Origin of the sequence: Acidihalobacter aeolianus (genome assembly GCF_001753165.1) — a bacterium.
GTDB classification, from domain to species: domain Bacteria; phylum Pseudomonadota; class Gammaproteobacteria; order DSM-5130; family Acidihalobacteraceae; genus Acidihalobacter; species Acidihalobacter aeolianus.
Genome location: NZ_CP017448.1, coordinates 1,157,501 through 1,183,834, shown reverse-complemented (window position 1 = coordinate 1,183,834; position 26,334 = coordinate 1,157,501). Strand labels below are relative to the sequence as shown.

At 64.7% G+C, this 26,334-nt stretch carries 26 protein-coding genes, 1 tRNA gene and 1 pseudogene; 6 read left to right on the top strand and 22 right to left on the bottom strand.

Translation table 11 applies throughout. The features are described 5' to 3' along the window. Positions 1–4: 4 nt before the first annotated feature. The 11 genes from BJI67_RS05470 to pcnB form a co-directional block, all read right to left on the bottom strand. Entirely contained in the window at positions 5–571 is a 567-nt protein-coding gene (locus BJI67_RS05470; RefSeq protein ID WP_070072182.1) for a chemotaxis protein CheW, read from the bottom strand. Between the two features lie 12 nt (positions 572–583). Then, positions 584–2,248, bottom strand: a complete 1,665-nt coding sequence (locus BJI67_RS05465) for a methyl-accepting chemotaxis protein (RefSeq protein WP_070072181.1) — start codon at positions 2,246–2,248, stop codon at positions 584–586. Positions 2,249–2,319: 71 nt separating this feature from the next. Further along, the gene (locus BJI67_RS05460; RefSeq protein WP_231940904.1) at positions 2,320–4,587 is read right to left on the bottom strand and encodes a chemotaxis protein CheA; all 2,268 of its coding nucleotides are present in this window, start codon (positions 4,585–4,587) and stop codon (positions 2,320–2,322) included. Beyond that, positions 4,584–4,916: an STAS domain-containing protein gene (locus tag BJI67_RS05455; protein ID WP_070072180.1), complete on the bottom strand. Its 333-nt coding sequence runs from the start codon at positions 4,914–4,916 to the stop codon at positions 4,584–4,586. The genes BJI67_RS05460 and BJI67_RS05455 overlap by 4 nt, the downstream gene beginning before the upstream one ends. Positions 4,917–4,937: 21 nt before the next feature. Further along, on the bottom strand, positions 4,938–5,306 hold the full coding sequence (locus tag BJI67_RS05450; protein ID WP_070072179.1) for a response regulator: 369 nt from the start codon (positions 5,304–5,306) through the stop codon (positions 4,938–4,940). A gap of 65 nt (positions 5,307–5,371) precedes the next feature. Further along, positions 5,372–6,544 (bottom strand): methyl-accepting chemotaxis protein, encoded by a 1,173-nt coding sequence (locus BJI67_RS05445; RefSeq protein WP_083250659.1) that lies wholly within the window; start codon positions 6,542–6,544, stop codon positions 5,372–5,374. 345 nt (positions 6,545–6,889) lie between these two features. After that, entirely contained in the window at positions 6,890–7,750 is an 861-nt protein-coding gene (gene panC, locus BJI67_RS05440) for a pantoate--beta-alanine ligase (RefSeq protein ID WP_070072178.1), read from the bottom strand. A 1-nt stretch (position 7,751) separates the two neighbouring features. After that, positions 7,752–8,564 (bottom strand): 3-methyl-2-oxobutanoate hydroxymethyltransferase, encoded by an 813-nt coding sequence (gene panB / locus BJI67_RS05435; protein ID WP_070072177.1) that lies wholly within the window; start codon positions 8,562–8,564, stop codon positions 7,752–7,754. A 4-nt stretch (positions 8,565–8,568) separates the two neighbouring features. Then, complete coding sequence (locus BJI67_RS05430; protein ID WP_070072176.1) at positions 8,569–9,216, bottom strand: deoxynucleoside kinase; 648 nt, start codon at positions 9,214–9,216, stop codon at positions 8,569–8,571. Then, positions 9,209–9,712 carry a 2-amino-4-hydroxy-6-hydroxymethyldihydropteridine diphosphokinase gene (gene folK, locus BJI67_RS05425; RefSeq protein WP_070072175.1) on the bottom strand — a complete coding sequence of 168 codons (504 nt, stop codon included), beginning with the start codon at positions 9,710–9,712 and terminating at the stop codon, positions 9,209–9,211. Before folK ends, BJI67_RS05430 begins: the two co-directional genes overlap by 8 nt. Further along, on the bottom strand, positions 9,705–11,030 hold the full coding sequence (gene pcnB / locus BJI67_RS05420; RefSeq protein ID WP_070072174.1) for a polynucleotide adenylyltransferase PcnB: 1,326 nt from the start codon (positions 11,028–11,030) through the stop codon (positions 9,705–9,707). Before pcnB ends, folK begins: the two co-directional genes overlap by 8 nt. Positions 11,031–11,129: 99 nt before the next feature. On the opposite strand from pcnB, the gene BJI67_RS05415 reads away from it, so the two are divergent. Beyond that, positions 11,130–11,205: transfer RNA gene (locus BJI67_RS05415), tRNA-Glu, on the top strand. 378 nt (positions 11,206–11,583) lie between these two features. Here BJI67_RS05415 and BJI67_RS05410 read toward each other — a convergent pair. The 7 genes from BJI67_RS05410 to BJI67_RS05385 form a co-directional block, all read right to left on the bottom strand. Next, positions 11,584–11,988, bottom strand: a complete 405-nt coding sequence (locus tag BJI67_RS05410) for a hypothetical protein (protein ID WP_070072173.1) — start codon at positions 11,986–11,988, stop codon at positions 11,584–11,586. A 49-nt stretch (positions 11,989–12,037) separates the two neighbouring features. Then, positions 12,038–12,409 (bottom strand): single-stranded DNA-binding protein, encoded by a 372-nt coding sequence (locus tag BJI67_RS05405; protein ID WP_070072172.1) that lies wholly within the window; start codon positions 12,407–12,409, stop codon positions 12,038–12,040. Positions 12,410–12,595: 186 nt separating this feature from the next. Next, positions 12,596–13,276, bottom strand: coding sequence for a hypothetical protein (locus BJI67_RS05400; protein ID WP_070072171.1), 681 nt, complete (start codon positions 13,274–13,276; stop codon positions 12,596–12,598). After that, positions 13,273–13,530, bottom strand: a complete 258-nt coding sequence (locus BJI67_RS05395; protein ID WP_070072170.1) for a hypothetical protein — start codon at positions 13,528–13,530, stop codon at positions 13,273–13,275. The genes BJI67_RS05400 and BJI67_RS05395 overlap by 4 nt, the downstream gene beginning before the upstream one ends. After that, a complete protein-coding gene (locus tag BJI67_RS16665; RefSeq protein ID WP_083250658.1) occupies positions 13,527–13,721 on the bottom strand; it encodes a helix-turn-helix transcriptional regulator in 195 nt (64 codons plus the stop codon). The genes BJI67_RS05395 and BJI67_RS16665 overlap by 4 nt, the downstream gene beginning before the upstream one ends. A gap of 84 nt (positions 13,722–13,805) precedes the next feature. Continuing rightward, on the bottom strand, positions 13,806–14,462 hold the full coding sequence (locus tag BJI67_RS05390) for a helix-turn-helix domain-containing protein (RefSeq protein WP_070072169.1): 657 nt from the start codon (positions 14,460–14,462) through the stop codon (positions 13,806–13,808). A 66-nt stretch (positions 14,463–14,528) separates the two neighbouring features. Then, positions 14,529–15,722, bottom strand: a complete 1,194-nt coding sequence (locus tag BJI67_RS05385) for a tyrosine-type recombinase/integrase (protein WP_231940903.1) — start codon at positions 15,720–15,722, stop codon at positions 14,529–14,531. Between the two features lie 112 nt (positions 15,723–15,834). Here BJI67_RS05385 and BJI67_RS17295 point away from each other — a divergent pair. Continuing rightward, positions 15,835–15,937, top strand: a pseudogene (locus BJI67_RS17295). A 562-nt stretch (positions 15,938–16,499) separates the two neighbouring features. On the opposite strand, the gene aguB reads toward BJI67_RS17295, so the two are convergent. The 3 genes from aguB to BJI67_RS05370 all read right to left on the bottom strand — a co-directional run bounded on the left by aguB (position 16,500) and on the right by BJI67_RS05370 (position 19,563). Beyond that, entirely contained in the window at positions 16,500–17,378 is an 879-nt protein-coding gene (gene aguB, locus BJI67_RS05380; RefSeq protein WP_070072167.1) for an N-carbamoylputrescine amidase, read from the bottom strand. Positions 17,379–17,463: 85 nt separating this feature from the next. After that, on the bottom strand, positions 17,464–18,966 hold the full coding sequence (locus tag BJI67_RS05375; protein ID WP_070072166.1) for an aldehyde dehydrogenase: 1,503 nt from the start codon (positions 18,964–18,966) through the stop codon (positions 17,464–17,466). A 54-nt stretch (positions 18,967–19,020) separates the two neighbouring features. Then, on the bottom strand, positions 19,021–19,563 hold the full coding sequence (locus tag BJI67_RS05370) for a cupin domain-containing protein (protein WP_070072165.1): 543 nt from the start codon (positions 19,561–19,563) through the stop codon (positions 19,021–19,023). Between the two features lie 148 nt (positions 19,564–19,711). Here BJI67_RS05370 and BJI67_RS05365 point away from each other — a divergent pair, with 148 nt between their 5' ends. From BJI67_RS05365 to BJI67_RS05350, 4 genes are all read left to right on the top strand, one after another. Then, on the top strand, positions 19,712–21,058 hold the full coding sequence (locus BJI67_RS05365; RefSeq protein WP_070072164.1) for an aspartate aminotransferase family protein: 1,347 nt from the start codon (positions 19,712–19,714) through the stop codon (positions 21,056–21,058). 22 nt (positions 21,059–21,080) lie between these two features. Further along, positions 21,081–22,199: an alanine dehydrogenase gene (gene ald / locus BJI67_RS05360; RefSeq protein ID WP_070072163.1), complete on the top strand. Its 1,119-nt coding sequence runs from the start codon at positions 21,081–21,083 to the stop codon at positions 22,197–22,199. Positions 22,200–22,256: 57 nt separating this feature from the next. Continuing rightward, entirely contained in the window at positions 22,257–23,777 is a 1,521-nt protein-coding gene (locus BJI67_RS05355) for a CoA-acylating methylmalonate-semialdehyde dehydrogenase (RefSeq protein WP_269449614.1), read from the top strand. A gap of 87 nt (positions 23,778–23,864) precedes the next feature. Then, on the top strand, positions 23,865–24,488 hold the full coding sequence (locus tag BJI67_RS05350; protein WP_197513321.1) for a MarC family protein: 624 nt from the start codon (positions 23,865–23,867) through the stop codon (positions 24,486–24,488). On the opposite strand, the gene BJI67_RS05345 is transcribed toward BJI67_RS05350, so the two are convergent. After that, positions 24,473–26,116, bottom strand: coding sequence for an APC family permease (locus BJI67_RS05345; RefSeq protein WP_197513320.1), 1,644 nt, complete (start codon positions 26,114–26,116; stop codon positions 24,473–24,475). The two genes, BJI67_RS05350 and BJI67_RS05345, sit on opposite strands and share 16 nt — an antisense overlap. Between the last annotated feature and the right edge of the window lie 218 nt (positions 26,117–26,334).

The following is a 26,334-nucleotide window of genomic DNA, read 5'->3' as shown; positions in this document are numbered from 1 at the left end:
CGCCTCAAATCCCTGCCGGTTCGTCGGGCTGGGCACCGAAACTCTTGCTGGCGGATTCGGCGAGCGCGGACATTTCCGCGAGAGAAAGCGCCTGATCGATGTCCAGGATCACGATGAAGCGCCCGTCCACCTTGCCGATGCCTGCGATAAAGTCGTTGCGCAGACCGGCGCCGAAGGCCGGCGGGCGCTCCTGACTGGCGGCCTCGATCTCGACCACTTCGTTCACCGAATCGACCAGGATGCCGAGATCCTGGCCCGCTCCCTCGCCGCCGATTTCGATGATGACGATACAGGTACGGCGGCGTACTTCCATCGGACGCCGCCCGAAACGCACGGCGAGGTCGATCACCGGCACGACGCGGCCACGCAGATTGATGACGCCGCGCAGGAAGGCCGGCATCATCGGCACGGTGGTCACGACCTCGTATTCGATAATCTCGCGGATATAGCGGATATCGATGGCGAAGGTTTCCTCGGCCAGGGTGAAGCTCAGATACTGCCCCGCCTGACCGTCTACCCCCACGCCCGCAGCCGGCTCACGCCCGCCCGCGACTTCCAATTGCTGAGCCATTGCCGCCTCCCGTCAAAAGCGCACGAATTCGCCTTCTTCCGCCAGACCGGACTCGTCGTCCGCCGCGGGTTCGCCGCGTTTGGGCTTGGACGCCGGCGGCGCAGCGGGTTTGCGTCGGGTCTGCGCGGTGAAGGTATGGGCGCTGGCGCGCAGCTGGTCCGCGTCGTTGCGCCCGCTGCGCAGCTTGAACACCGCCATCAGCTGTTGCAGTTGTTCGGCCTGGCCGTTGAGCTCCTCGGCCGTGGCCGCCAGTTCCTCCGAGGCGGAGGCATTCTGTTGTGTCGCCTGACTCAGCTGATTCATCGCCACGTTGATCTGACCGACGCCGCTGTTCTGTTCGTCCGACGCTGCGGCGATTTCCTGTACCAGATCCGAGGTCTTGCGCACACTGGGAACGATTTCCGTCAGCAGCTTTCCGGCACGTTCGGCCAGTGAGACGCTGCTGGAGGCCAGCTCGCCGATCTCCTGCGCCGCCACCTGGCTGCGCTCGGCCAGCTTGCGCACCTCGGCGGCGACCACCGCGAAGCCCTTGCCGTGCTCGCCGGCACGCGCGGCCTCGATCGCGGCGTTGAGGGCCAGCAGGTTGGTCTGGTAGGCGATGTCGTCGACGATGCCGATCTTGTCGGCAATGTCCTTCATCGCCTTGACGGTCTGCTCCACCGCCTGCCCGCCGTCGGAGGCCTTGGTGGCCGCCTCGCCGGCCATGCCGTCGGTGACCCTGGCATTCTCCGAATTCTGCGTGACCGAAGCGCCCATTTCCTCCATCGAGGCGGTCGTCTCCTCGACGCTCGCGGCCTGCTCGGTCGAAGCCTGGGATACCGCCTGCGCGGTGGTGCTCACCTGCTCGGACGCGCTGGACAATGAATCGGCGGCACCGCGCACCTCGGCGATGATGCCGGCGAGATTTTCCGCCATGGTGCGCATGGCCGCCAGGAGATGCCCCGTTTCGTCGTTCGACGTGACCTCGATCTCGACGGTCAGATCGTTGTCGGCCAGATGATTGGCGACATTGACCGCCTCGCCGATCGGGCGGGTGATGCTGCGGGTAGTAAACCAGGCGAAACCGATGCCTATCAGCAAACCGATCACGATGATGCTGATCACCATGATGCGGGATTCCCGGTAGACCACATTGGCCTCATGGTAGGAATTGTCCAGATGCTGCTGCTGCAGCGTGACCAATTGGTTGAGGTTGCTGCGCAGGCTGTCGACCAGCGGCAGACCGCGCGTGGAGAAGTCGCTCGCCGCCTTGGTCGCATTACCCGCAGACAGGGTTTGCGCCACCTCGCTCTTGACCGCATTGAGCTTGGCCAGGTCGCTGCGCGTGGCGGTCATCAGCGCCCTTCCCTGCGCCGAATCGACCATCTCGTCGAGCGACTTGAAGCGCGTCTCGATGCCCTGCTCGTGAGTGCTGATGCGTGCCGCAAGCTGTTCGCGCTTCGTTGCATCCTGGGTCAGCATCATGGCCTGGAAGTCAGCGTCGTCCTCCAGGATCTCGTCCTTGACCTGCATGACCAGCTTGGCCTTGACCCAGTCGTGGGTGGCGATGGTGTCGGTACCCTGCTTGATCATGGACATTTCGCGCACGCCCATGCCCGCCACCACGACCAGCAGGAGCAGCAACACCCCGAAACCGATGCCCAGGCGGACACCTATCTTCAAATTTCTGAATGACATATTCCCCTCACTCGCATCTCGCAATGGTAGTTATCGTTTCGCTCGTCGCCCCGCGCAGGCCATCTGCCCGCTCAGCCGCGCACCGTTTCACCGCCGGCGGCCTGTTCCCGCCGCGGTCCCGCTCGTTCATCACGTTGGGCTGCCAACTGGCTCAGGCCCGCCACGTCGATAATCAGTGCCAGCTCCCCGCTGCCCAGGATCGTCGAGCCGCTGATGCCCTTGAGATGCTCGAACAGGCCGCCCAGCGGCTTGATCACCGTCTGCAGTTCGCCCAGCAGTTCGTCGACCACGAGACCGAAGCGGCGCCCGCTGCCCTGCACCACGACCAGACTCTCGCGACCGTGTCCGCGTGCCTGCAGGCCGAAGAAATCCGCAATGCGCAAATAGGGAATCACCTCGCCGCGCACGCGCACGTATGTCCCTTGCGCCGCACGCTCCTCGACGCGCTGCAGGTCGATGCATTCGACGACCAGGTCCAGCGGCAATACGAACTTGGATTCGCCGACGCCGAGGAGAAAACCGTCGATGATCGCCAGGGTGAGCGGCAGTCGCAGGCGTACCGAGGTCCCGCTGCCGGGCACGCTGTCGATGTCGATGCTACCGCGCAGCCCTTCGACCGTCTTCTTCACCACGTCCATGCCGACTCCGCGCCCGGACAGGTTGCTCACCTGTTCCGCCGTCGAGAAACCCGGTTCGAAAATCAGCTGATAGAGATCCCGCGGGGACAGCGTGTCGTCCTCGCCGATCAGATCGCGGGAAAGCGCCTTGTTGCGAATGCGTTCGGGGTCCAGTCCGGCGCCGTCGTCGCCCACCTCGATGACCACGTTGCCCGAATCGTGAAACGCGGCTAGGCGGATCGTGCCCTTCTCGGTTTTGCCGCGCGCCAGACGCAGCTCCGGCATTTCGATGCCGTGATCGATGGCGTTACGCACCATGTGGGTCAGCGGGTCGGCGATCTTCTCGACCATGGTCCGGTCCAGCTCCGTATCGCCACCCTCCACTTCCAGGGCGACCTCCTTGCCGAGCTCGCGTGCGGTGTCGCGCACGATGCGGTGGAAGCGCGCGAAGGTCTCGCCGATCTCGACCATGCGCAGACGCAACGTACCCTCGCGGATGAGTTCGACCAGGCGCCCCACTTCGAGCGCGGCCTGGTGTTGCGCCGAGTCGGGATTCACCGCACCCAGCGAGCGTGCCGCCGAACTGGCGATCACGAGTTCGCCGACGAGATCGATGAGCGAATCCAGCTTGTCCGCCTGCACTCTGACCGAACGGGTCTCGCGCGCCTTGACCTCCTTCACCTTGACCTGTTTGGTCAGGGCCGCCTCGACCACCGGCGGCTGCACCGTGCCGCTTTTGACCAGGATCCGGCCGAGCGGATCGGGACTCTCCGACTGCGCCTGCGCGGCGAGGGCCTCCTGCAGTTCGCGCTCGGTCAGCGTACCCACCTTGACGAGGATCTCGCCGAGACGCAGATCGTCCTCCGGCAGCGAGCGGATCAACGACAGGAATTCCTCCACCTTGCTCGCGGTCGGCAGGATGCGGATCTGGCAATCCTCGCGGACGAACTCGAATACGTCCTCCAGTGCCTGTTTGGTGACCTCGCCGAGGAAGTGGATCTCGAAGCCCAGATAGCAGGACTCCGGGTCGAAGTCCGTTTCCGGAATGCGGTCCGGCAGCGTTTCGACCCGCACGAGCTGCCCCAGCGACTGCAGGTAACGGATGAACGACAGCGGGTCCATGCCGTTGCGGAAGGTTTCCTCGCTGAAGCGCAGCGAAAGGTGCCAACCGTCGCGCTCCGAACGGCGTGTCCATGACTCGATGGCCGACTCCACCGCGGTGCCGGTCGCGGCCAGAACCGTGGATTCGCTGCGCCCGCCCGCCTGCGACTCGGGTTTGGCGGTAGCTTCCGGCTTCGGTGCCGGATCCGCGGCAGACGCGCCGCCGGCCTGCAGCGCCGCAGCGAGTTCGTTGCCCTGAGCGATCAGGGCCTCGTCGGGATCGCGCGCCTCGGCGGCGCAATTCACCAGCTGGCCGAGATGATCGGTGCAGCGGATCAGCAGCCCGACCCTATCCGGGGTGAGTGCCAACTCGCCGTCGCGCACCCGGTCGAGCACGCTCTCGACCCGGTGCCCGAAGGCCACCACGTCGTCCAGCCCGAACAGCCCCGCGGACCCCTTGACGGTGTGCGCTGCACGGAACAGGGCATTGATTTCTTCCGGATCCGCCTCGCCGCCTCCGGACTCCATACCCAGCAGGATGGTCTCCATCTGCATCAGCAACTCGCGCGCCTCGTCGAGGAAGGTGCCGAGCACGCTGCCGAGATCGAAATCGTCGCTCACGTGCGCCTCCCGGCGGCGGGCCGCAGTACCAGGGGATCGCCGAAGAAGCGTTCGAGCTGGCACAGCTCGATGGCCTCGATCACGCAGGCGCTGTGATGGATCAGCGCAAACGTCTTGTCGCGATGCCCGGCCTCGCGCTTGACGGCCATCAGCAGCTGGATGCCGGCGGCATCCACGTTTTCCACCCGCGACAGGTCCAGCGACACCGTCGCGGCCTCGTCCAGAGCGCTCGCGAGATGCGCGTGGATGTCAGCGACGCCGTAGATATCGAGATCGCCCATCAGACTGAGCTGCATCCGATCCCCCTGGCGCTCCGCAACGATGTCCATAGATCCCCCCTCCAGCTGCGGCTACTGCCCGACCAGCTTGGATACGGCCGCCAGCATCTGGGCCGGTTGAAAAGGCTTGACCATCCAGGCCTTGGCGCCCGCAGCACGCCCTTCTTCCTTCTTCGCGTCCTGCCCCTCGGTGGTGAGCATGATGACCGGCACGAAGCGGTATTCCGGGCGCTGCTTGAGTTGCTTGACGAAGGTGATCCCATCCATCCGCGGCATGTTCACGTCGCTGATGACCAGTTGGACCTTCTTGCCCGTGAGCTTGTCCAGGGCATCCTGCCCGTCGCCGGCTTCCAGTACCTCATAACCCGCACCTACCAGCGCCATTTTCACCACCTGGCGCAGAGAGGCGGAGTCATCCACGATCATCACGGTTTTCGGCATGCGTCATTCCCCCGGTTTGGTAGCACTATGTTCCGGCCCGTCGCCTTCACGCGACGCGGCGGCAATCAGAAAAACGTCACTTCGCCCGCATCGGTCGGGCCTTGTTGGTCGCCGTGGTGATTGCGTCGCTGTTCGTCCGTCGTGTAGCTGCGTTCGACGTCCTCCAGCCAGCTTTCGATCACCTCACGGACGTTGGCGCCGGCGGACAGCTGCTCGTCGAGCAATTGGCCGAGCCCGTTGAGACTGATTTTGGCGTGCGACAGTATCTGGCTCACGCGGTCCTGGAACTGCAGCGACACCAGCATCTGCGCTACGTCGGCGCGAATGCCGTCGTTTTCGTGACGCACCGCCTCGGCCGACTCTCGGGTCTGCTCCGTGAAGCGCCGAAAACGGGTAAGTACGGCGTTCACCGCCTCGTCCGCGTCCGTCATCGCCTGCTGGTCGGCCTCCCCGGAAACCGCCGCGGACTGACCGATATGCGCCAGGGAATCGGAAATGCTCTGGATCTTCTCGGCCATCCTTCGCACCGTGTCGGACGACAGGCCGGACAACTTGCGCACCTCCTCGGCGACCACGGCAAACCCCCGGCCCTGTTCGCCCGCGCGCGCCGCCTCGATGGCCGCATTCAGCGCCAGCAGGTTGGTGCGCGAGGCGATCACCTCCACCTCGCCGGTCATGTTGCGCAGCGCCTCGGCATAGGCATCCAGGCCATCCAGGGCCTGCAGCAGCGTGCGCCGACGCTCGCCGGAGGCCTCCAGCGTGCTCAGCACCGAGCGCAGGTCGCTTTCGTTGCGCGCGAAGTCATCTTGCCCATGTGCATCTCCACTGCCACCTGCGGCGATGGCAGAGGCAGTCTGTACCGCTTGATCCAGGCGCCCCTGCAGGCTGTCGAATTCCGCGAGCAGCGAACCGACGCCCTGCTCCGTCTGCGTCCTGGCGGTATCGATCTGGCGCGACACGATCTGCAGCGCCTGCGCGATTGCCAGGGTGTCAGATTCCTCATGCCCGATCTGATGCTCCGTCATCGATTCCGCAGGAATCGCGGCCACAGAGGCGATCTTGGGCGCGCTTGCGGGGCTTGGACGGGATCGCCATACCCAGATCAGGGCGAAGACGGCAGCGCAGGTGTAGGCAAGCCACCTCGGCTGCCCCCACACCAGCAATGCCGCCGTTGCGATCCCCCAGGGCAGGACGCTCCCCCGTGCCCAGAGGGCGGTCAGTGTCGATTCGCTCGTCATGCCTTTTCGTTCTTCCTTAGCTCGAATGGCCGCCGATCCCCGATCGGCAGGCGCGGCACCGTCAAGCCCGCCATCGAAGCGGGGCTACGTATCGGCACCACCTGCATTTGAAGCTTTTATCGTTATATCGACGTTCCGGCGGAATAGTTAAATCCGACGAAACCTTATTTAGCTTAGACAATCCGGTGGCAAATCCCACAGCGCCCGATGGGTTGCGAGCACACGAATGGAATCGCTCATCCTAGCGACAATTTTTTCTTATAATTGTTCCGTTCGTCACAAGATATTCACGCAGCGGTAAGTACCGCAGGGAAAGGCGACCGCGTACGACGTACGAGAAGAGGGTCAGCTGCCGTCCGCAAGCACCGTCGGCAGGGAGTCGATCAGACGCACGCCGCCGATCCAGGCGGCTGCCAGCAGCACCAGATTCCGCTCGCCGCGTTCGGCCGGCGCAAGATCTTCGGCGCGTCGAATTACCAGGTATTCGACCCTGAACCCCGCCTTGGCCAGTGCATCGGTGGCCGCACGCTCGATCTTGTCGAAGGCCGCCGCGCCCTGGCGCAGCAACTCCTCGGCCTTGCCCAGGCATTGGTGCAGCATCGGCGCACGCCGGCGCGAGGCCTCGTCCAAGCGGCTGTTGCGCGAACTCAGCGCCAGGCCGTCCTCGTCGCGGACCACCGGCACACCGTGAATGCGAACCGGAATGTCGAGGTCCGACGCCATGCGCCGCACCAGCAGCAGCTGCTGGTAATCCTTTTCGCCGAACACGGCCTCGTCGGGCTGCACCAGATTGAACAGCTTGCACACCACCGTAGCGACGCCGGTGAAATGCCCCGGCCGGTACTCGCCCTCCAGGATGTCGCCGATGCCGGGCACGCTGACGCGCGTCGCCTGCTCCAGTCCCTGCGGATAGAGGGTATCGGCATCGGGCGTGAACAGCAGGTCGACGCCGTCGCGCACCAGCACGCCGCGGTCCGCGTCCAGGGTACGCGGATAGGCAGCCAGGTCGTCGGGACGGTCGAACTGCAGCGGATTGACGAAGATGCTCACCACCACACGATCCGCACGCTGGCGCGCCTCGCGGATCAGCGCGCGGTGCCCGTCGTGCAGATGGCCCATGGTTGGCACCAGCGCCACGCGCTCGCCCTGCAGGCGCCAGCCCCGAATGATGCTGTGCAGCTCCAGCGGTCTACCGGTTTCACGCATGTCAGAAACCGTGTTCCGGCGCCGGGAAGCTGCCGTCGCGCACTGCTTCGACATAGGCGCGCAGCGCTGCGCCGACACTGTCGTGGCCCGGCATAAAGTTGCGCGCGAAGCGCGGCGGCTTGCCGGGGGTGATCCCCAATACGTCATGCAGCACCAGGATCTGCCCATCGCAGGCGGCGCCTGCGCCGATGCCGATGACCGGGATATCGGAGGTTTCGGTGATTTCCGCAGCCAGTTTGGCCGGCACGCATTCGAGCAATATCAGTTCGGCACCGGCCGCGGCCAGCGAGCGCGCATCGCGGCGCAGCATATCGGCGGTTTCGTCGTCGCGACCCTGCACCCGGTAACCACCGAGCTTGTGCACGAACTGCGGACGCAAACCGAGATGCGCACACACCGGCACGCCGTTGGCGCTCAGCCGTTCGACCACCACCACCTGATCCGCGCCGCCTTCCAGCTTGACGACCTCGGCACCGCCTTCCTGCATCAGGCGCGCGGCGTTGCGCAGGGCGCTGGCCGGCTCGGCGAAACTCATGAAAGGCAGGTCCGCCATCAGCAGTGCATGGCGCCGACCGGCGGCGGCCAGTCGCGTGTGGTAGGTCATCTCGTCCATGGTGACCGAAATGGTCGTATCGTGGCCCTGCATCACCATGCCCAGGGAGTCGCCGACCAGAATCACGTCCGCACCGGCCGCGTCGACCTGATGCGCGAAACTCGCGTCGTAGGCAGTCAGGCAGGCGATTCGGCGCCCCTCACGCTTGGCGCGATGAAGGTCAGCCACGGTCACACGCCTTGTTTCGTTCTGTACGCTCATGGCTTCACATCGTAAACGGCAGTGGATTGAAATAACGGCGCCCGCTCGGCGGGCTGCGGATCTCGTCGACCAGCGCCTGGTAATCCTTCTCGTTGTTCACGATATCGATTTCGCTGGCATTGACGATCAGCAGCGGCGAGGCGTCATAATGATAGAAATAGTCCGTGTAACGCGAGCATAGCCGAGACAGATAAGCAGCTTCGATCATACGCTCGTAGTTGCGCGCGCGCCGCTCGATACGCCGCAACAATACGTCCACCGGCGCCTGCAGATAGACCACGAGATCCGGCCGCGGTGCATCCAGCGAAAGCTGGACGTAGACCTGCTCATACAGCTCGAGTTCGTCGGAATCCAGGGTCACCTCGGCGAACAGGCGATCCTTTTCCAGCACGAAATCCGCGATCCGCGTGCTGGTAAATAGATCGTTCTGACGCAGTTCGCGCATCTGACGCACCCGCGTCATCAGGAAGCTGAGCTGCGTAGGCAGGGCTACGGCGCGTGGATTCTCGTAGAAACGCTCCAGGAATGGGTTTTCCTCCGGCTGTTCGAGCAGCAGCGAAGCGCCGAAATCCTCGGACAGGCGGCGCGCCAGCGTGGTCTTGCCGACCCCGATCGGGCCCTCGATGGCGATAAAGGCAGGCAGGTCAGTCATCGGCACGATCCAATGGGCGAAGTCCTCGCGACGGGCACTGCGCCAGCAGCGCGACCAGCGGTTCGCGCCCGGGTATGGCGAGCTGCGGAGCGATTTCGGCGAGAGGATACAGGACAAAGTCCCGTTCATGCAGACCCGGATGAGGCAGCGTCAGCCGCGGGTCGTCCCATTCCAGGTCGTCGTACAGCAGGAGGTCCAGGTCCAGCGTGCGCGCACCCCAGCGCGGCCCGCTGCGCGTCCGGCCCTGCTCCGTCTCGATGGCCTGCAGCGCGTCGAGGAGCGCCAACGGCGCCAGCGCCGTTTCCAACGCAGCCACGGCATTGACGTACTCGGGCTGATCCTGCGGCCCCATGGGCGGATTGGCGTATAGCTGCGATCGCCGGCGCAGCCGGGTCAGAGGCAGGGCCGCAAGCGCATGCGTGGCCCGCTCGATCTGTGCTACCGGATCATCCAGATTGCTGCCCAGGGCCACGTAGGCCGGACGATACTCAGGCATCGCTAGGGGTGGACTTGCGCGCGCGGCTGCGCCGCCTCCGGCGCCGACCCTTGGCGGTACGCGGCGAGGCATCGAGCAGCGTCTGCCGGGCCTCGGGGTCGGCCTCCTGCAGCCGAGTCCACCACTCGCACAACTCGGTGTCCAGTTCGCCTGCCTTTGAGCGCAGGCAAAGGAAATCATAAGCCGCACGAAAACGCGGGTGCGCCATCAGGCGCAGCGGCCGCTTGCCCTGGCGCTGCGCGAAACGCGGCTGCTGCGTCCAGATCTCGCGCATCGGCAGGCTGAAACGCTTCGGCATACTGATGCTGCGTGTCTGTTCCGCGGTCACCTCGGCCGCCGCGATCTGCAACGCGGTCAATTCACCCAGTTCATCGTGCGCCAGATCGGCCGCGCGCAGACGCACCGGCTCCCAAAGCAGCGTCGCGAACAGGAACGCGGGCGTCACCGGCAGGCCCTCCGCGATGCGACGGTCGGTATTCTCCAGTGCAAGACGCAGGAAGGTCAGCGGGAAACCGTCAACCTCGGTGGCCAACGTGGCCTCGGTGGCCGGGAAGAGCACGCCAAATAAGCCATAATGGCGCAGCAGTTCGAAGCTGGCGACGGCCGCCCCGCCCTGAAACAGCTTGAGCATCTCGTCGAAGAGGCGCGCCGGGGCCACATCGGCGAGTAGCGGCGCAAGCTCGAACAGAGGCGTTTCGCTGCGCCGCTCGATGCGGAATCCCAGCTTGGCCGCAAAACGCACCGCGCGCAGCATGCGCACGGGGTCCTCGCGATAGCGCACCTCGGGGTCGCCGATCAGACGCAGCACACCCTCGCGGATATCGTCCGCCCCGCCGGTGTGGTCGACCACGGAAAAATCGCGGATATCGTAGTACAGCGCGTTGACGGTGAAGTCCCGCCGCCAGGCATCCTGCTCGAAGGTGCCGTATACGTTGTCGCGCAGGATACGCCCTTCGTCGCTGAGCACAGCCTCGTCCTCCCCCGCGGCAATCTCATGCGGCGCGCGGAAGGTCGCCACTTCGATGATCTCGCGGCCGAAATGCACATGCGCGAGACGGAAGCGGCGCCCGATCAGCCGGCAGTTGCGAAACAGCTGATTCACCTCCTCGGGCCGCGCGCTGGTGGCGATGTCGAAATCCTTGGGCTCACGCCCAAGCAACAGATCCCGGACCCCCCCGCCGACCAGATAGGCCTCGTAGCCGGCATCCTTCAAGCGATATAGCACCTTCAGCGCGTTCTGACTGATATTGGCGCGGGAGATGGCGTGCTCTGCACGGGGAATGATGCGGGGGGAAGAGGCGGAGGATGGCGAATTCAAGCTCGTTACAAACTCGCTGACAAGGGGGCTTTTAGCCGCTTGAGAAAATCGGGTCGGCCAGTATAATACCAGCCTTTCGCGTACCTTGCAGTTCTGCAAGCTCCCATCGTCTAGCGGTCTAGGACGTCGCCCTCTCACGGCGAAAACCGGGGTTCGAGTCCCCGTGGGAGCGCCATAAAATCAATGACTTACGCGAACTGTCAGAATCGTGGTATCACTTTTTGTGACTTATGCGGTGCAGGAACGTATCGGGCGCGGCGCTGAATGTGCGGCTCGATTGAACAGGCAAGCAATCCTTGTCGGTTGCAGGCAAACAGGCCACCAGACCGCCGTAGCGGGGGTCATATGGGGCCAATCACGCGACAGCAAGGGTACCCTATGGCTGGCGACCGTTCGCCTTGTACGGTCTGCGCAAAAGGGCTATCTGAGCGCCGTCAGAGGCCGTCTACGCGATGATGGATGGATGAAGGGTGCCGGGTGGCTATCACCCTATGGCTGAAATGGAGAACGGCGCTTAGAACGCCTCTCAGGCGGTCAGATGGCGGTTAAAGCCTCATTCGCGGGGCGCTGGCGAAACGGGTTCGCAGTAGATAACGCTCGGCAATGGCTGCGTGCCAATGTCCAGCCGTTCGACAGCATCCAGCCCCAACAATCGGGCGCGGCGCTCCTGAATCCGAATTAGCCGGTCAATGGCCGCAAGCTCGCCGTTTTCGATGCCGCGCATGCATAGCTCGGTCGCGCGGTCCAAGCGCTCTAACTCGATTTGGCGCACCTGTTCGGCGCTCTCGGCAGTCTCGGCCTGAAGCTCGCTCAGCACATGGCGGACATGCGCGAAGGCGCTTTGCCGGGCAATACCCAACCGCTCGCCGATTTTGGCGTAACTCAGGCCCGCCTTGCGAAGCTCAACAGCCTTTTTGCGTCGCTCAAGGGTTTGAATTGAAACAACTTTCTTGGTCATGTCAGTGTCCCTTTGGTGTCAGTTTGTTTTGCCACTCTGGCGCATCGCCTCAGAAGTCCGGCAAGTCGTCGTTCGGGTCGCCGGGTGGCTGGTCGGTTTTCCGCATGGCAGCCCGCTTTCGCGTGACGTGGTAGGGCGTCAGAACCGCATGGGCCACCAAATCAAGCGCCGGTCGCGGCTCGCCAGCCTTGTCCATCCAGGCCTTCGGGGTCAGCGGACCGCTCAGGCTCACGCTGTCGCCATCGGCCAGTGCCAGCAGCGACGCGCACACGTCCGACGCGAAGGCAATCGCGTTCACAAAGACGCTGTTGCCGTCGCCCGTGGTCGTGCGCACCCGGCATGTGGCAAACGACTTGCCCGCGTTGCTTGTTCGCTGTTGTGGCTTGCCGCACAACTTTCCGGCTATCAGCCCGTCAATCATGGCTCAGCCTCCGCAAGTCGCTGAACGTTTGGCGTGCCGGTTCCCCGCAAAGGATTAAATCTGGCGGTCGAATCAAAACGAAGCCGCCGCAGCGGCCACATGCGCCGCACCTGCGCCAGTACAGGGTGGCGCTGCCGTGTCGGGCTTTCCGATGGAGCGTGAAGCCTCCGCATGGACATGGCCCGCTCATGCCGCCGCCTCCTGACTGTTGGACAGCGTGACCATTGCCAAGCAAGCCTTGAGCTGCTCCTCGGGCCTTTGCCATAGGGCCATGCGCCACCAGCCGAAAGCCGCACCTGCGCCACCTGAAAGAATGGCAGTAGCTGGTAAACTATCTGTGTGCTGGTGGGCAGCACCGTGGATGTGCCCGAAACAGGGTTTTCGGTGTTGCTGGTCCGCACCGTGAGGCGGTTTTTGGGGTAGGCCGGAAGGGCCTCGGTGCTGCTGACCCGCACCGTCGGTGCTGCTGAGCGGCACCGTGATTTTTTTTTCCGCTGGCGTCCACCGCAAAAAGTCCTTGCTCGGGACGGCCCCGTCACGGTCGGCCAGTGGCTCGTTGGTCAAAGCGAATTCGCTAGAGTGCCGAACTTTGCGGTTGAAGCCGCCTTTTTGGAGCAGGCGAATAAAGCCACGGTCTTGCAATTCGGCCAAGGCCTTTTCGGCCAAATGGCGACCGACGCCTAACCGGCGCTGTGTTTTGCGGATGGACAGATGGATGCGGTTCTCGCCTCCGCTGAACAGCGACCTAGCCTCGACCAGCAAGGCGCGGGCTTCACAGCTCAGACTGCGATACGCCGCGCTCTCCAACTCATGCCGGTACAGCCTGACGTGCGATTCGGCCCGCTTTGGCCCGCGCCGGCGGCTCATTCGCTGTCTCCCAAAAGTTCGGCGATTTTACGGCGGTCGTCCCCTGTCGCCCGGTAAAGGCCATAATGCGTTTTCCGCCCGTCGCGGTCGCGGCACGGCACCATCGTGCACGGCAAAGCGAGGCCCATCCTCCGAAGCCCGGCAATCAACGCCGGGCTGTTGCTGCAACCCGCATGTTCGTCCAGGGTAGCCCGCGAAACGGGGTTTTTCCCGAGCATCGACAATGCCCGAATTTGGCGCGGCGTCAGTCTCATTCCGCACCCCCCGCCACACCGATGCGACGCACGTACTCAAGCGGGCTTTCGGTGATTAAGCGTTTGCGGCCAACACGAACGCTTTCCGGCCCACGGCCTTCCTGCCAGAGTCGATAGATGGTCGGCTTGCTAATTCGGCTCAGCGCGCAAAACTCAGAAACTGAGTAAACCTTTTCCTCAGGGTTTCCCATGGTAAGAACTCCAACAATTCGCGCGACATTGCGCAATAGAATTGTTGGGTTTTGTGGAGTCCTCCTGAGAATTTGCAGAGTGGGTTAGTTCCTCCCCTTCTCGTTCCGCAACTGCCTGACGTAACGCTCTGAAATATCAAGCTTATCCGCTATTTGCCCGTTCGTCATTCCTTGCGCGGTCATCGCCAGCACCTTGGCCCTGTTCGCTGCCTTGCCCGCTTTCCGCGCCGCTGCCGCCTTCGGAACTTTCATGCGATTCTTTTTTGCGTGCCGGTGTGCGTTGGCCGCGCTCTTGGCACTCTTTCGCCAGTTCGCTATCTGCTCAGGTGTTGGCTCAATCGGTTTAACCGTTGATTGCTGCATCCACCCGGACGCTTGCGGTTCTGTCTGGATGGGTGGGTGTGCATACTCGAAGTCCGCTAATTCCGCACGAATCTTTTTTGCCCGTTCTGCGCGTTCCTGCAATTTGCCCGTTTCTGTTTCGCGGTCGATTCTGTTGGCTATTTTTCTAAATATCGGATGCCTCAGATAAGCATCGCGCATCGCCTCTATCGCGTCCTGTACGGGCTTCTGTGCGGCTTGCACGGCCTCTAGCTCACCTACCCATTGAGCGTGCTCTTTCTGCGCTTCCTCGACCGTTTTAAACGGCCCGCGTGCCTCGACAGGCTCGCCGGTTCCGTCCGACTGGACGACAAAGTATTCCCGCTCAATTCGCCGGATGGTAATATCGCCTGCATTCATCGTTCACCTCCCTGTTCGATGGTAGGGCTTGGTCAGCGTGCCACCGCTGGCCTTGCCCGTTCTCAATCACTCCCGCTTTATCGGAATCACATTATCACCCTTGTGCGCCCCCAGGTCGGGCAGGCTGCCTCTAACGGCATCGGCCACGAATGACGGCGACAGGTGCGCGTAATGGCGCTCTGTTATTCGCGTGTCGGAATGTCCGAGCACGTGCGCAATGACCTGTAGCGGAACCCCTGCCATTGCCAACGCGGAACCGTAGCTGTGCCGCAAATCGTGGAACCTGACCTTTTCCAACCCGGCGCGTTCGCAGGCCGCTGCCATCCTTCGCACTTGGTCAGACGCCTTCCAATGCTCGCCATTTTCGCGGGTGAATAATCGACTTCCCGGTTCCTTGCCAGCGGCCACCCGGCTAAAGAAAGCGTCACCCTCAACGGTCAGCGGCACGGCTCGCGGCTTGCCGTTTTTCGTGTGCGTCAACATCAATATTTTTGCGTCCGGGTGGTAGTCCTTCACGGAAGCAGCAATCAGTTCGCCATACCGTGCGCCACAATACAGCGCCGCTTGCACCAGCAGGCGAAAATCAGGCTCGCATGCGTTCACAAGCCGCTGTGATTCGTCCACGCTCAAATAGCGTATTTTCGGCGCGTCCACCCGCTGATAGGGGCCGACACGCCTCCACGCGCCATCCGATTCAACTTTGTCGTTCCGCCATGCGTGGTTCAACGCGGCTTTCAGGACGGTCAGCACCCTGTTAGCCGTGGCTCGTCGTGCGCGTAATCTGTCCGGCTTATCGCTTGGTCGCACAAGTCCATCGCGCCAGCGGCGGATAATGTCGGGCGTTAGCTCGGCCAACTGATACTTGCCAAGCTTCGGCCTAATCAGGCGGTCAACAGTGCCTTTCGTCTTGTCATAGCTCCGGCGCTCGGCCTTGAACCATTCAAGATAGTGGTTCAGCGCATCGTTCACGGTGTACAGGGTTCTGCGTGTTGCCAGTTCGTGCGCCATGTCGCGGGCGGCGTTTTGGGCTTGCCCGAAGTTCAGTATCTCGGCTCCGTCCGCTTCCTGAAAGTCGTCGGCCTTGCCTAGCGCCCTGAGTGTGCGCTTGCCGTTTTTGATGGTTCGGACATACCACGTGCCCGTTCCACCGCCTCGCCGGTAGCCAATCGACAGACCCTTGCTAATCGTCCGCCAGTGGTAACAGCGGTCGGCCAGCTTGAGCCGGTTTGTGCGGTTCTGTAGCACCGCGTCTCTGACCATTCTAGCCATAACCTTACGTCCTCCGTGGGCGTGGTATCACTTTTTGTGCATTATATGGAGCGAGAATAACCGATACTTTGGGACACCTCAAGACAAGGCATATTTCTAAGTCATTGTTGTCATTGGTACTTTCTGATACATGCGGAAACGCCGATATAATAAAGGTTCACTCTCTCACGGCGAAAACCGGGGTTCGAGTCCCCGTGGGAGCACCACACTTCCCAAAATCAATGACTTACGTAAGCCGCTGATTTGGCGGTATTTTTTAGATCTTTGCAGCAAAACAGTCACTTACAGCGTATTTTCGCATGTGCGCATATAGGCATATATGGGTATCTCGCGGCATGTGCGTAGCGCGATTTAGCGCAACGATTAGCACGGTTCTTGTACCGTATCCTTAGATCGTCTTCGAAACGTCGAGGACATGCCTTACGCAAGTAACGGCACACAGCTTCTAGTGATCCCCTTCTAGTGATCGCCAGCGTCTGGCTCACAGTTCCGCCGAGGACAAGACCATCCCCAAGCACCTGCACGAAGTTTCTCCGGAATTTGCCGACAACTACTTCGAGCAGGCGTTCGAACGGTTCTTCACCCACGCCGATGCCGGCCCGGCGATTGAACTGGCCGACCAGATATTGGGTGCGAACGGCGGCAGGCTATTTGCCGGATATAAGCAGGCCGCTCCGCCCGACTGGAGAATTTCCGAGGGCTAGACATCGGCTGCATGAGCCCGGAACCGTGCAGACCCATGCTGGCGTCAAACCGTGCACGGACGGGTTAGCTGGATGTGTACGTCCCATCGTAGGTGCACAAGGCGCCATAGAGTTCCGGACGGCGGTCGCGGAACACGCCCCAGGCGCGGCGGGCCTCGCCGATGGCATCGAGATCGAAGCTAGCGGTGAGAATGGTCTGGTCGGAACGACCGGCCTCGGCGACCTTGGCGCCGAGGTGGTCGGCGATGAAGGACGAGCCGTAGAAGGTCAGCTCGCAGCTCTGCCCGCGCTCGACGCCGATGCGGTTGGAGGCGATCAGCGGCACGATGTTCGCACCGGCGTGTCCCTGCATCACGCGTTGCCAGTGGTCGCGTGAGTCAAGTTCGGGTTCCTGGGGTTCGGAACCGATGGCAGTGGGATAGAGCAGGAGTTCGGCGCCCATCAGCGCCATGCTGCGCGCGGCCTCGGGGAACCACTGATCCCAGCAGATGCCGACGCCGAGCACCCCGTAGCGGGTCTGCCAGACCTTGAACCCGGTGTCGCCGGGCGAGAAATAGAACTTCTCCTGGTAGCCGGGTCCGTCCGGGATGTGCGACTTGCGATAGAGCCCGAGCACGCGCCCGTCCGCGTCGACCATGGCCAGCGAATTGAAGAACGCATTGCCCGCACGCTCGAAAAAGGACAGCGGGAGCACCACACCCAGCTCGGCGGCCAGCGCGCTCATGCGCGCGATCATCGGGTTGTCCGCAAAGGGCCGCGCCAAAGAGAAATGCTCCGGCAACTGGTCCTTGCAGAAGTACGGCCCCTCGAACAGTTCCTGGATGAGCACGATCTGCGCGCCCCGGCCCGCGGCCTCACGGATCAGGCCTTCGGCACGCTCGATGTTGGCCTCGCGGTCTTCGCTGCAGGCCATCTGGGTGGCCGCGACGGTCACGGTTCGCATGTCGTTTCCCCGGGAGTGATGGATGGGCGGCATTATCCGCCAGCCGCCCGCCTCACCCAAGCGCGGCGAGCGGCGGGGGCGGCACTCAGCGGCTCAGGTCGATCCAGGTCGCCTTGAGTTCGACGTATTTGTCGATCGCGTGCAGCGACTTGTCGCGGCCGTTGCCGGACTGCTTGTAGCCGCCGAAGGGCACGGTCATGTCGCCCTCGTCGAAGCAGTTGACCCACACGCTGCCGGCGCGCAGGCGGCGGGCGACGCGGTGACCGCGGCTGAGGTTGGAGGTCCACACCGCGGCGGCCAGGCCGTAGGGCGAGTCGTTGGCGATGCGGATCGCCTCGGCCTCGTCGGTGAAGGCGATAGTCGACAGCACCGGCCCGAAAATCTCCTCGCGCGCGATCTTCATGTCGTTGGTCACGTTGTCGAAGATGGTCGGCGCGATGAAGTAGCCGCCGGTCTCGTTCATCACGCGCTCGCCGCCCAGGCGCAGGGTCGCGCCGCCGGCCTGACCGGCCTCGATGTAGCCCATCACGCGGTCGAGCTGGATGTCGTCGACGATGGCGCCCATGCGCGTGGCGGGGTCCAGCGGGTCGCCCGGCTGCATGGCCTCGCCGGCCGCGATCACCTTCTCCAGGAAGGCGTCCTTGATCGAGGCCTCGACCAGCAGGCGCGAACCGGCGGTGCACATCTCGCCCTGGTTGTAGAAGATGCCGAAGGCGGCGGCGCGCGCGGCGGCGTCGAGGTCAGGGCAATCGGCGAAGACGATGTTCGGCGTCTTGCCGCCGCACTCCATCCAGGCGCGCTTGAGGTTGGACTGGCCGGCGTACTGCATGATCTGCTTGCCGACCGCAGTCGAGCCGGTGAAGGCCACGCAGTCGACGTCCATGTGCAGGGCGAGTACCTTGCCCACCGTACCGCCGAAGCCGGGCAGCACGTTGAACACGCCGTCCGGGATGCCGGCCGCCTGCGCCAGCTCGGCGACGCGGATGGCGGTCAGCGGCGCCTTCTCGGAGGGCTTGAGGATCACCGAGTTGCCGGCCGCGAGCGCCGGGGCGAACTTCCATGAGGCCATCAGGATGGGGAAGTTCCAGGGCACGATGGCGGCGACCACGCCGACCGGCTCGCGCGTGATCAGGCCGAGCGCATCGTCGGGGGTGGGGGCGACCTCGTCGTAGAGCTTGTCCACGGCCTCGCCGTTGAAGCGCACGCAGCGCACCGCGGCGGGGATGTCGATCCGCGTGGTATCGCCGATCGGCTTGCCCGCATCGAGGGATTCGAGCAGCGCCAGCTCCTCGGCATGATCCTCAATGAGCTGCGCGAAGCGGATCAGTACCGTCTTGCGCTCGCGCGGCGCCATGCGCGACCACGCGCCGTCCTCGAACACGCGCCGCGCGGCGGCGACCGCCCGCTCGGCATCCTCGGCGTCGCATTCGGCGATGCGCGCGAGCACCGCGCCGGTGGCCGGGTTGATGCAGTCGAAGGTCTTGCCCGAGACGGCATCGACGTAGCGACCGTCGACGAAGGCCCGGCCCTTGATCTTCAGCGCCGCCGCCTTGGCGCGCCAGTCTTCCAGCGTGTACTTGCTGCTCATGGTTTGCATCCTCGTACAGACTTTCGGGGCCGCCGGCCGCGCCGGCAGCAGGTCTCAGAAGGTGGGCGGGCTGTTGGCGCTGACGATTTCGGCCTCGGCCTCGCCCGGATTGCGGAAACGATGCGGAATCCGGCTCTCGAAATAATAGGCGTCGCCCGGGCGCAGCAGGCGTGTCTCGCTGCCGACGGTGATCTCCATCGTGCCGCGCACCACCACCCCGGCCTCCTCGCCCTCGTGCTGCAGCATGTCCTCGCCGGTATCCGCGCCGGGGGCGTAGACCTCGCGCAGCATCGACATCTCGCGGTTCTTGCGCCCGGCCGCGACCAGAAACAGGTTCACCGGCCCGTTGCCCAGATCGGGCATCTCGTCGCGGTCGAAGAACACCTGTACCGGACCGCCAAAGTCCTGGGTGAAGAAGTCGGCGATGGAGATCGACAGTCCGTCCAGGATCTTCTTCAGCGAGCCCACCGAGGGGCTCACGCGATCCTGCTCGATCTGCGAGATCATGCCGTTGGTGACCCCCGCACGCTTGGCCAGTTCCCGCTGTGACAGTCCATACAGCTCGCGCAATGCGCGCAGGCGGGCGCCTATCTCCATTCGACAGTCCTCGCTTGCCGACAAGACAAAATATTAAACATGATGCTAACAGAAAAGGACATCTCCAGCCCATAAAAACTAAGATTGTTTATTTTATTTAACATGTCTTAGAATCCCTGGAACACCACCGCCTCCGAGGAACCGCGGCATGAGCAGCTCCGAGCGTCACCACGACATCATCCACGACCGTCGCCAGCGCGAGGCCTTCTGGATGCCCTTCACCGCGAACCGCCAGTTCAAGGATGCTCCGCGCCTGCTGGTGTCCGCCGAAGGCGTGCATTACACCACCGCCGACGGCCGCCGCATACTCGACGGACAGGCCGGGCTATGGTGCGTGAATGCCGGTCACGGCCGCCGCCGCATCGTCGAGGCGGTGCACCGCCAGCTCGAGGAGCTGGATTTCGCGCCGACCTTCAACATGGGGCACCCGCTGCCCTTCGAGCTGGCCAACCGCCTGGCCGAGATCACACCCGGCGACCTCAACTACAGCTTCTTCACCAACTCCGGCTCGGAATCCGTCGACACGGCGCTGAAGATCGCGATCGGCTACCACCGCGCGCGCGGCGAAGGCAGCCGGCTGCGCCTGATCGGCCGCGAGCGCGGCTACCACGGCGTCAACTTCGGCGGCTCCTCGGTCGGCGGCATCGTCGGCAACCGCAAGCAGTTCGGCACCCTGCTCCCCGGCATCGACCACCTACCGCACACGCTCAACCTCAAGGCCAACGCCTTCACCCGCGGCCAGCCAGCCGAGGGCGGCGCGGAGCTGGCCGACGGCCTGGAACGCCTGATCGGCCTGCACGACGCTTCCACCATCGCCGCCGTCATCGTCGAGCCGGTGGCCGGCTCCGCCGGCGTGCTGCTGCCGCCCAAGGGCTATCTGCGCCGCCTGCGCGAGATCTGCGACCGCCACGGCATCCTGCTGATCTTCGACGAGGTGATCACCGGCTACGGCCGCCTCGGCACGCCCTTCGCGGCCGACTACTTCGACGTGCTGCCGGACATCATCACCACCGCCAAGGGCCTGACCAACGGCAACGTGCCGATGGGCGCGGTGTTCGTCCGCCCGCACGTCTACGAGGCCTTCATGCAGGGTCCGGAGCAGCTCATCGAATTCGCCCACGGCTACACCTATTCCGGCCACCCGGTGGCCTGCGCCGCGGCTCTCGCCACGCTCGACATCTATGCCGAGGAGGGCCTGCTTACCCGCGGCACCGACCTCGGCCCGCATCTCGAAAACGCGGTGCATGCGCTCAAGGACCTGCCGCACGTGATCGACGTGCGCAACCTCGGCCTGGTCGCCGGCATCGAGATGGAGCCGCGCCCCGGCGCGCCGGGCGCGCGCGGCTTCGAGGTGCACCGCCGCTGCTTCGATAACGGCGCGCTGGTGCGCTACACCGGCGACATCATTGCCCTGTCGCCACCGCTGATCATCGAACCCGAGCAGATCGACGCCCTGGTCGGCATCGTCGCCGACGCCATTCGCGCGACTGCCTGAACCCAACCGTGCGGAGGTTCGCATGCTTGTCGGAGTTCCCAAGGAAATCAAGAACCACGAATACCGGGTCGGACTGACGCCCACCGGCGTGCGCGAGCTGACCCGGCGCGGCCACGGCGTGCTGGTGCAGCGCGGCGCGGGCGCCGGCGTCGGCCTCAAGGACGAGGATTACGTCATCGCCGGCGCGCGCCTGGCCGACGACCCCGCAGAGGTCTTCGCCGAGGCCGAGATGGTCGTCAAGGTCAAGGAACCGCAACCCGAGGAATGCGCGCGCCTGTGCCCCGGACAGATCCTGTTCACCTATCTGCACCTCGCCCCCGACCCCGAGCAGGCCCGCCTGCTGGTGGATTCGGACGCCGTCGCCATCGCCTACGAGACCGTCACCGACGCGCACGGCGGTCTGCCCCTGCTTGCGCCGATGAGCGAGGTGGCCGGACGCATGGCGGTCCAGGCCGGCGCGCATGCCCTGGAAAAGGCCCAGGGCGGCCGCGGCGTGCTGCTCGCCGGCGTGCCCGGCGTTCCCCCGGCGAACGTGAGCGTGATCGGCAGCGGCGTGGTCGGGCTCAACGCCGCGCGCATGGCCCTCGGCCTCGGCGCCGACGTCACCGTGCTCGATCTCGACCTGACGCGGCTGCGCCAGATCGACGCCCAGTTCGGGCCGCGCCTCAAGACCGTGTACTCGACCGCCGATGCGCTGGAGAGCGCCGTGTTCAATGCCGATCTCGTGATCGGCGCGGTGCTGATTCCCGGCGCCGCAGCGCCCAAGCTGGTGACGCGGGCGATGATCTCGCGCATGCGCCCCGGTGCGGTGGTGGTGGACGTCGCCATCGACCAGGGCGGCTGCTTCGAGACCAGCCATCCGACCACCCATCAGGACCCGACCTACACGGTCGACGGCGTGGTGCACTACTGCGTGGCCAACATGCCCGGCGGCGTGGCGCGCACCGCCACCTTCGCGCTGACCCAGGCCACCCTGCCCTACGTGCTCGCACTGGCCGACAAGGGCTACCGCCAGGCACTGCTCGACGACCCGCACCTGTGCGCCGGGCTGAACGTGCATCGCGGCGCGGTGACCTATGCCGCGGTCGCCGAGGCCCTGGGCTACACCTACCGAACCGCAGCGCAGGTCCTGGCCGCCTAGCCGACACCGTCCCACGTCCCCGGCCGCCGCCGGGGACGCCGAACCGAGAGATTCCCGATGAACGACAACTCCGCAACCCAGACCGGCCTGCCAGTGCTCGGCCATTACCTCGACGGGCGCCATGCCCCCGGTACCAGCGGCCGCCTCGGCGACGTGTACAACCCGGCGACCGGACAGGTGCAGGCCCGCGTCGCGCTGGCCGACGCGGCGGAAACCGAGCGCGCCATCGCCAGCGCCGCCGCCGCGGCACCCGGCTGGGCCGCCACCACGCCGCTGCGCCGCGCGCGCGTGCTGTTCCGCTTCAAGGCCCTGCTGGAGGCGCATGCCGACGAACTCGCGCGGCTGATCTCGCGCGAACACGGCAAGACCGTGCCCGACGCCCTCGGCGAGCTGACCCGCGGCATCGAGGTGGTCGAATTCGCCTGCGGCATCCCGCATCTGCTCAAGGGCGAGATGAGCGAGGACGTCGGCACCGGCGTCGACAGCTGGTCGCTACGCCAACCCCTCGGCGTGGTCGCCGGCATCACCCCGTTCAACTTCCCGGCGATGGTGCCGATGTGGATGTTCCCGGTCGCCCTCGCCGCCGGCAACGCCTTCATCCTCAAGCCCTCCGAGAAGGACCCAAGCTGCCCGCTGCGCGTGGCCGAACTGCTCACCGAGGTCGGCCTGCCCGATGGCGTCTTTTCCGTCGTCAACGGCGACAAGGCAGCGGTAGACACCCTGCTCACCGACAGCCGCGTCGCGGCAGTGAGCTTCGTCGGCTCGACCCAGGTGGCACGCTACATCTACGAGACCGGCACCGCCCACGGCAAGCGCGTGCAGGCCCTCGGCGGGGCCAAGAACCACATGCTGGTGATGCCCGACGCGGACCTCGACCAGACCGTGGACGCGCTGATCGGCTCGGCCTACGGTTCCGCCGGCGAACGTTGCATGGCAATCTCCGTGGCGGTCGCGGTCGGCGACATCGCCGACCCGCTGGTCGAGCGCCTGGCCGAGCGCGCCCGCGCGCTCAAGGTCGGCCCCGGCGACGCCGATGAGGTGGAGATGGGGCCGCTGGTCACCCGCGAGCACTGCGAGCGCGTGAAGTGGTATGTCGGCCTGGGTGTGGAAGAAGGCGCGGAACTCGTGGTCGACGGCCGCGACTGCCGCGTGCCCGGCCATGAGGACGGCCACTTTCTCGGCGGCTGCCTGTTCGACCGCGTCACTCCCGAGATGCGCATCTACCGCGAGGAAATCTTCGGCCCGGTACTCGCAGTGGTGCGCGTGCCCGATTTCGACAGCGGCCTGCGCCTGATCGACGATCACGCCTTCGGCAACGGCACCGCGATCTTCACCCGCGACGGCGGCACCGCGCGGCGCTTCAGCCACGCCGTGCAGGCCGGCATGGTCGGCATCAACGTACCGATCCCGGTGCCCATGGCCTTCCACAGCTTCGGCGGCTGGAAGCAATCGCTGTTCGGCGACATGCACATGCACGGCCCCGAGGGCGTGCGCTTCTACACCCGCCTCAAGACGGTGACCTCGCGCTGGCCCTCGCGCGCCACGGGCAGCGAATTCCAGATGCCCGTGCACAAGTGATTCCGGCCCCGCCCGGCGGCAATGCCGGGCGGGAAATGATCTACCCTTTACGGCCCCGCACCGCGGGGCCGTATCATTAAGCTCCCCATGACCCACGGACCCCAGATGACCCTGTTCTCCGCCGCGCTGCTGTTCTTTCTGGTGATGGACCCCTTCGGCAACATCCCGCTGTTCCTGAGCGCGCTCAGACAAACGCCGCGCGAGCGCCAGCCGCGGGTGATCGTGCGCGAGATGTTGATTGCCCTGGTCATCCTGCTGGTGTTCATGTTCTTCGGCCAGCAGCTGATGGACCTGCTGGAGGTCTCACCGGCGGCGCTGGGCGTGGCCGGGGGCGTGGTGCTGTTCCTGATCGCACTGAAGATGGTGTTTCCGGATGCCGGCGGGCTGCATGAGCAGATCGAGGGCGAGCCGCTGGTGGTGCCACTCGCCGTGCCGCTGATCGCAGGGCCCTCGGCGATCTCCGCGGCCATGCTGATGGCCAGCCGGCAACCCGGCGACTGGCCGCTGTGGACCGGCGCACTGCTCATCGCCTGGGCCGCCAGCGGCAGCATTCTGCTGGCGGCCACCCGGTTGTCGCGTCACCTGGGCGCGCGCGGCCTCGTAGCCCTGGAGCGCCTAATGGGCTTGATCCTAACCGTCATCGCGGTGCAGATGCTGCTGAGCGGCATCGCCCAGTTCTTGCATCTGACCACCGCTCAGCCGGCCCTCTGATCGAAAGCCTCGGGTTCACCGCTGAGCAGCGTCGCGCGCGCCTCCTCCGGGTCGATCATCGCGCTGGCGCGTGCCAGGAAGATGATGACCAGGCTGAACACCGCGATAATCACCATGCCCCACGGATAGACGATGTCGCCCAGCCCGCCGGTCAACGACTTGGGACCGAGGTAGGTGATCAGCCACATGCCGATGAAATACGGCAGCAGCCACCACGCACCGCGCCACTCCAGGTGCGCCAGACTGCGGCGCGTGGCCAGCTCGTAGGCAAGATAGATCAGGAAGAACACCGCCAGCATGCCGAACAGGAAATCGTCGGTGCCCGCCCCGCTCCAATAGATGATGTAGTTGGAGACGGTGAAGGCGACCGGCGCGATCAGCCACGGCCAGCGCAGCAGGAACGGGCGTCCGTGATCGGCTACCGGCAGGGTCTTGCGCAGGCTGAGCAGCACCACCGGGCCGATGCCGTAGGAAAGCACGGATACGGACGAGATGTAGCCCACCAGCTTCTGCCAGGACGGGAAGGGGAAAAAGAAGAACACCCCGAAGGCAAAGGTTACGACCAGCCCCACCCAGGGCACGCCCTTGTCCGTCACCTTACTCATCAGCGAGGTCATCAGCCCCTCGCTGCCGGTGGCGTAAACCACCCGCGACGAGGTGGTGCTGTAGATGATGCCGGTGCCGCCTGGCGAGATCACCGCGTCGATGTAGAGCAACAGGGCCAGCCAGCCGAGACCGGCCAGTGCCGCCATGCCAGCAAAGGGCCCGGCGATGCCCGCGAAGTGCAGATTGGCCCAGCCGTGGGCGATGCTGCCGGGCGCGACGCCATAGATCATCGCCAGCTGCAGCAGCAGGTAAAGGCCCAGCGCGAGCACCACCGAACCGATCACCGCTTTGGGTATGGTGCGTTTCGGGTCGCGCGACTCGCCGGCCAGCTCGACCGCCTGGCGGAATCCGAGATAGCTGAACACGATGCCTGAGGTGGCCACTGCCGACAGCACGCCCTGCGAACCGTAGGGCGCGAAGCCCTGCACGCTGCCGTTGCCTGCATGGAAGGAAAACAGCAGCAGGGCGAGTATCGTGATCGCCGGAATCGCCAGCTTCCACCACACCAGTGCGGTGTTGATGCGCAGCAGCCAGCGGATGCCGAAGGTATTCAGCACGATGAACACGCCCATCAGCACCACCGCCGAAACGAAGCCGACGGTGGTGAGCATACCGGTGTGCGGCGTGACCAGTCCTGGCAGGTAATTGTTGGCGTAGCTCAGCACCGCCATCACCTCCACCGGCGGCACCGAAACGTAACCGAGGAACACCACCCAGCTCATCACCATCGCCATCAGGTTGCCATGGCTGAGCTTGGGAAAGGCGACCACCGCCCCGGCGCGCGGGAAGGCGGTCGCCAGTTCGGCGTAGACGAAGGCCAGCAGCAGGATCGCGGCACCGCCGATCACCCAGGACAACAGGCTGGCGGGCCCCGCGGCCTTGGCGGCATTGAGCGGACCGAACAGCCAACCCGATCCGATCATGCCGCCAAGACTGGCGAACAACAGGCTCAGGATGCCCGCCTCGCGCCGCAGCTTGCCCGCTCCGGTACTGACGCGCATCGCATCGTGTGTCATGGCCATAACAGGTACCTCCACTATCGAGTGATGTCGCCGCGACGATGCGCAGCAACGGCCCCCCTTATCGCCGTCTATCGATGTGGACAATTGCAATAGCCATACCGTTTCATGGGTGTTACACGGCCTTGACCCGCCACGACATGCATCTATCCATAAAATACAAGCACTTGTTTTAATTTGAATTACTAATCAAAGACAGGGCAGCCACGTACTGTGGCCGC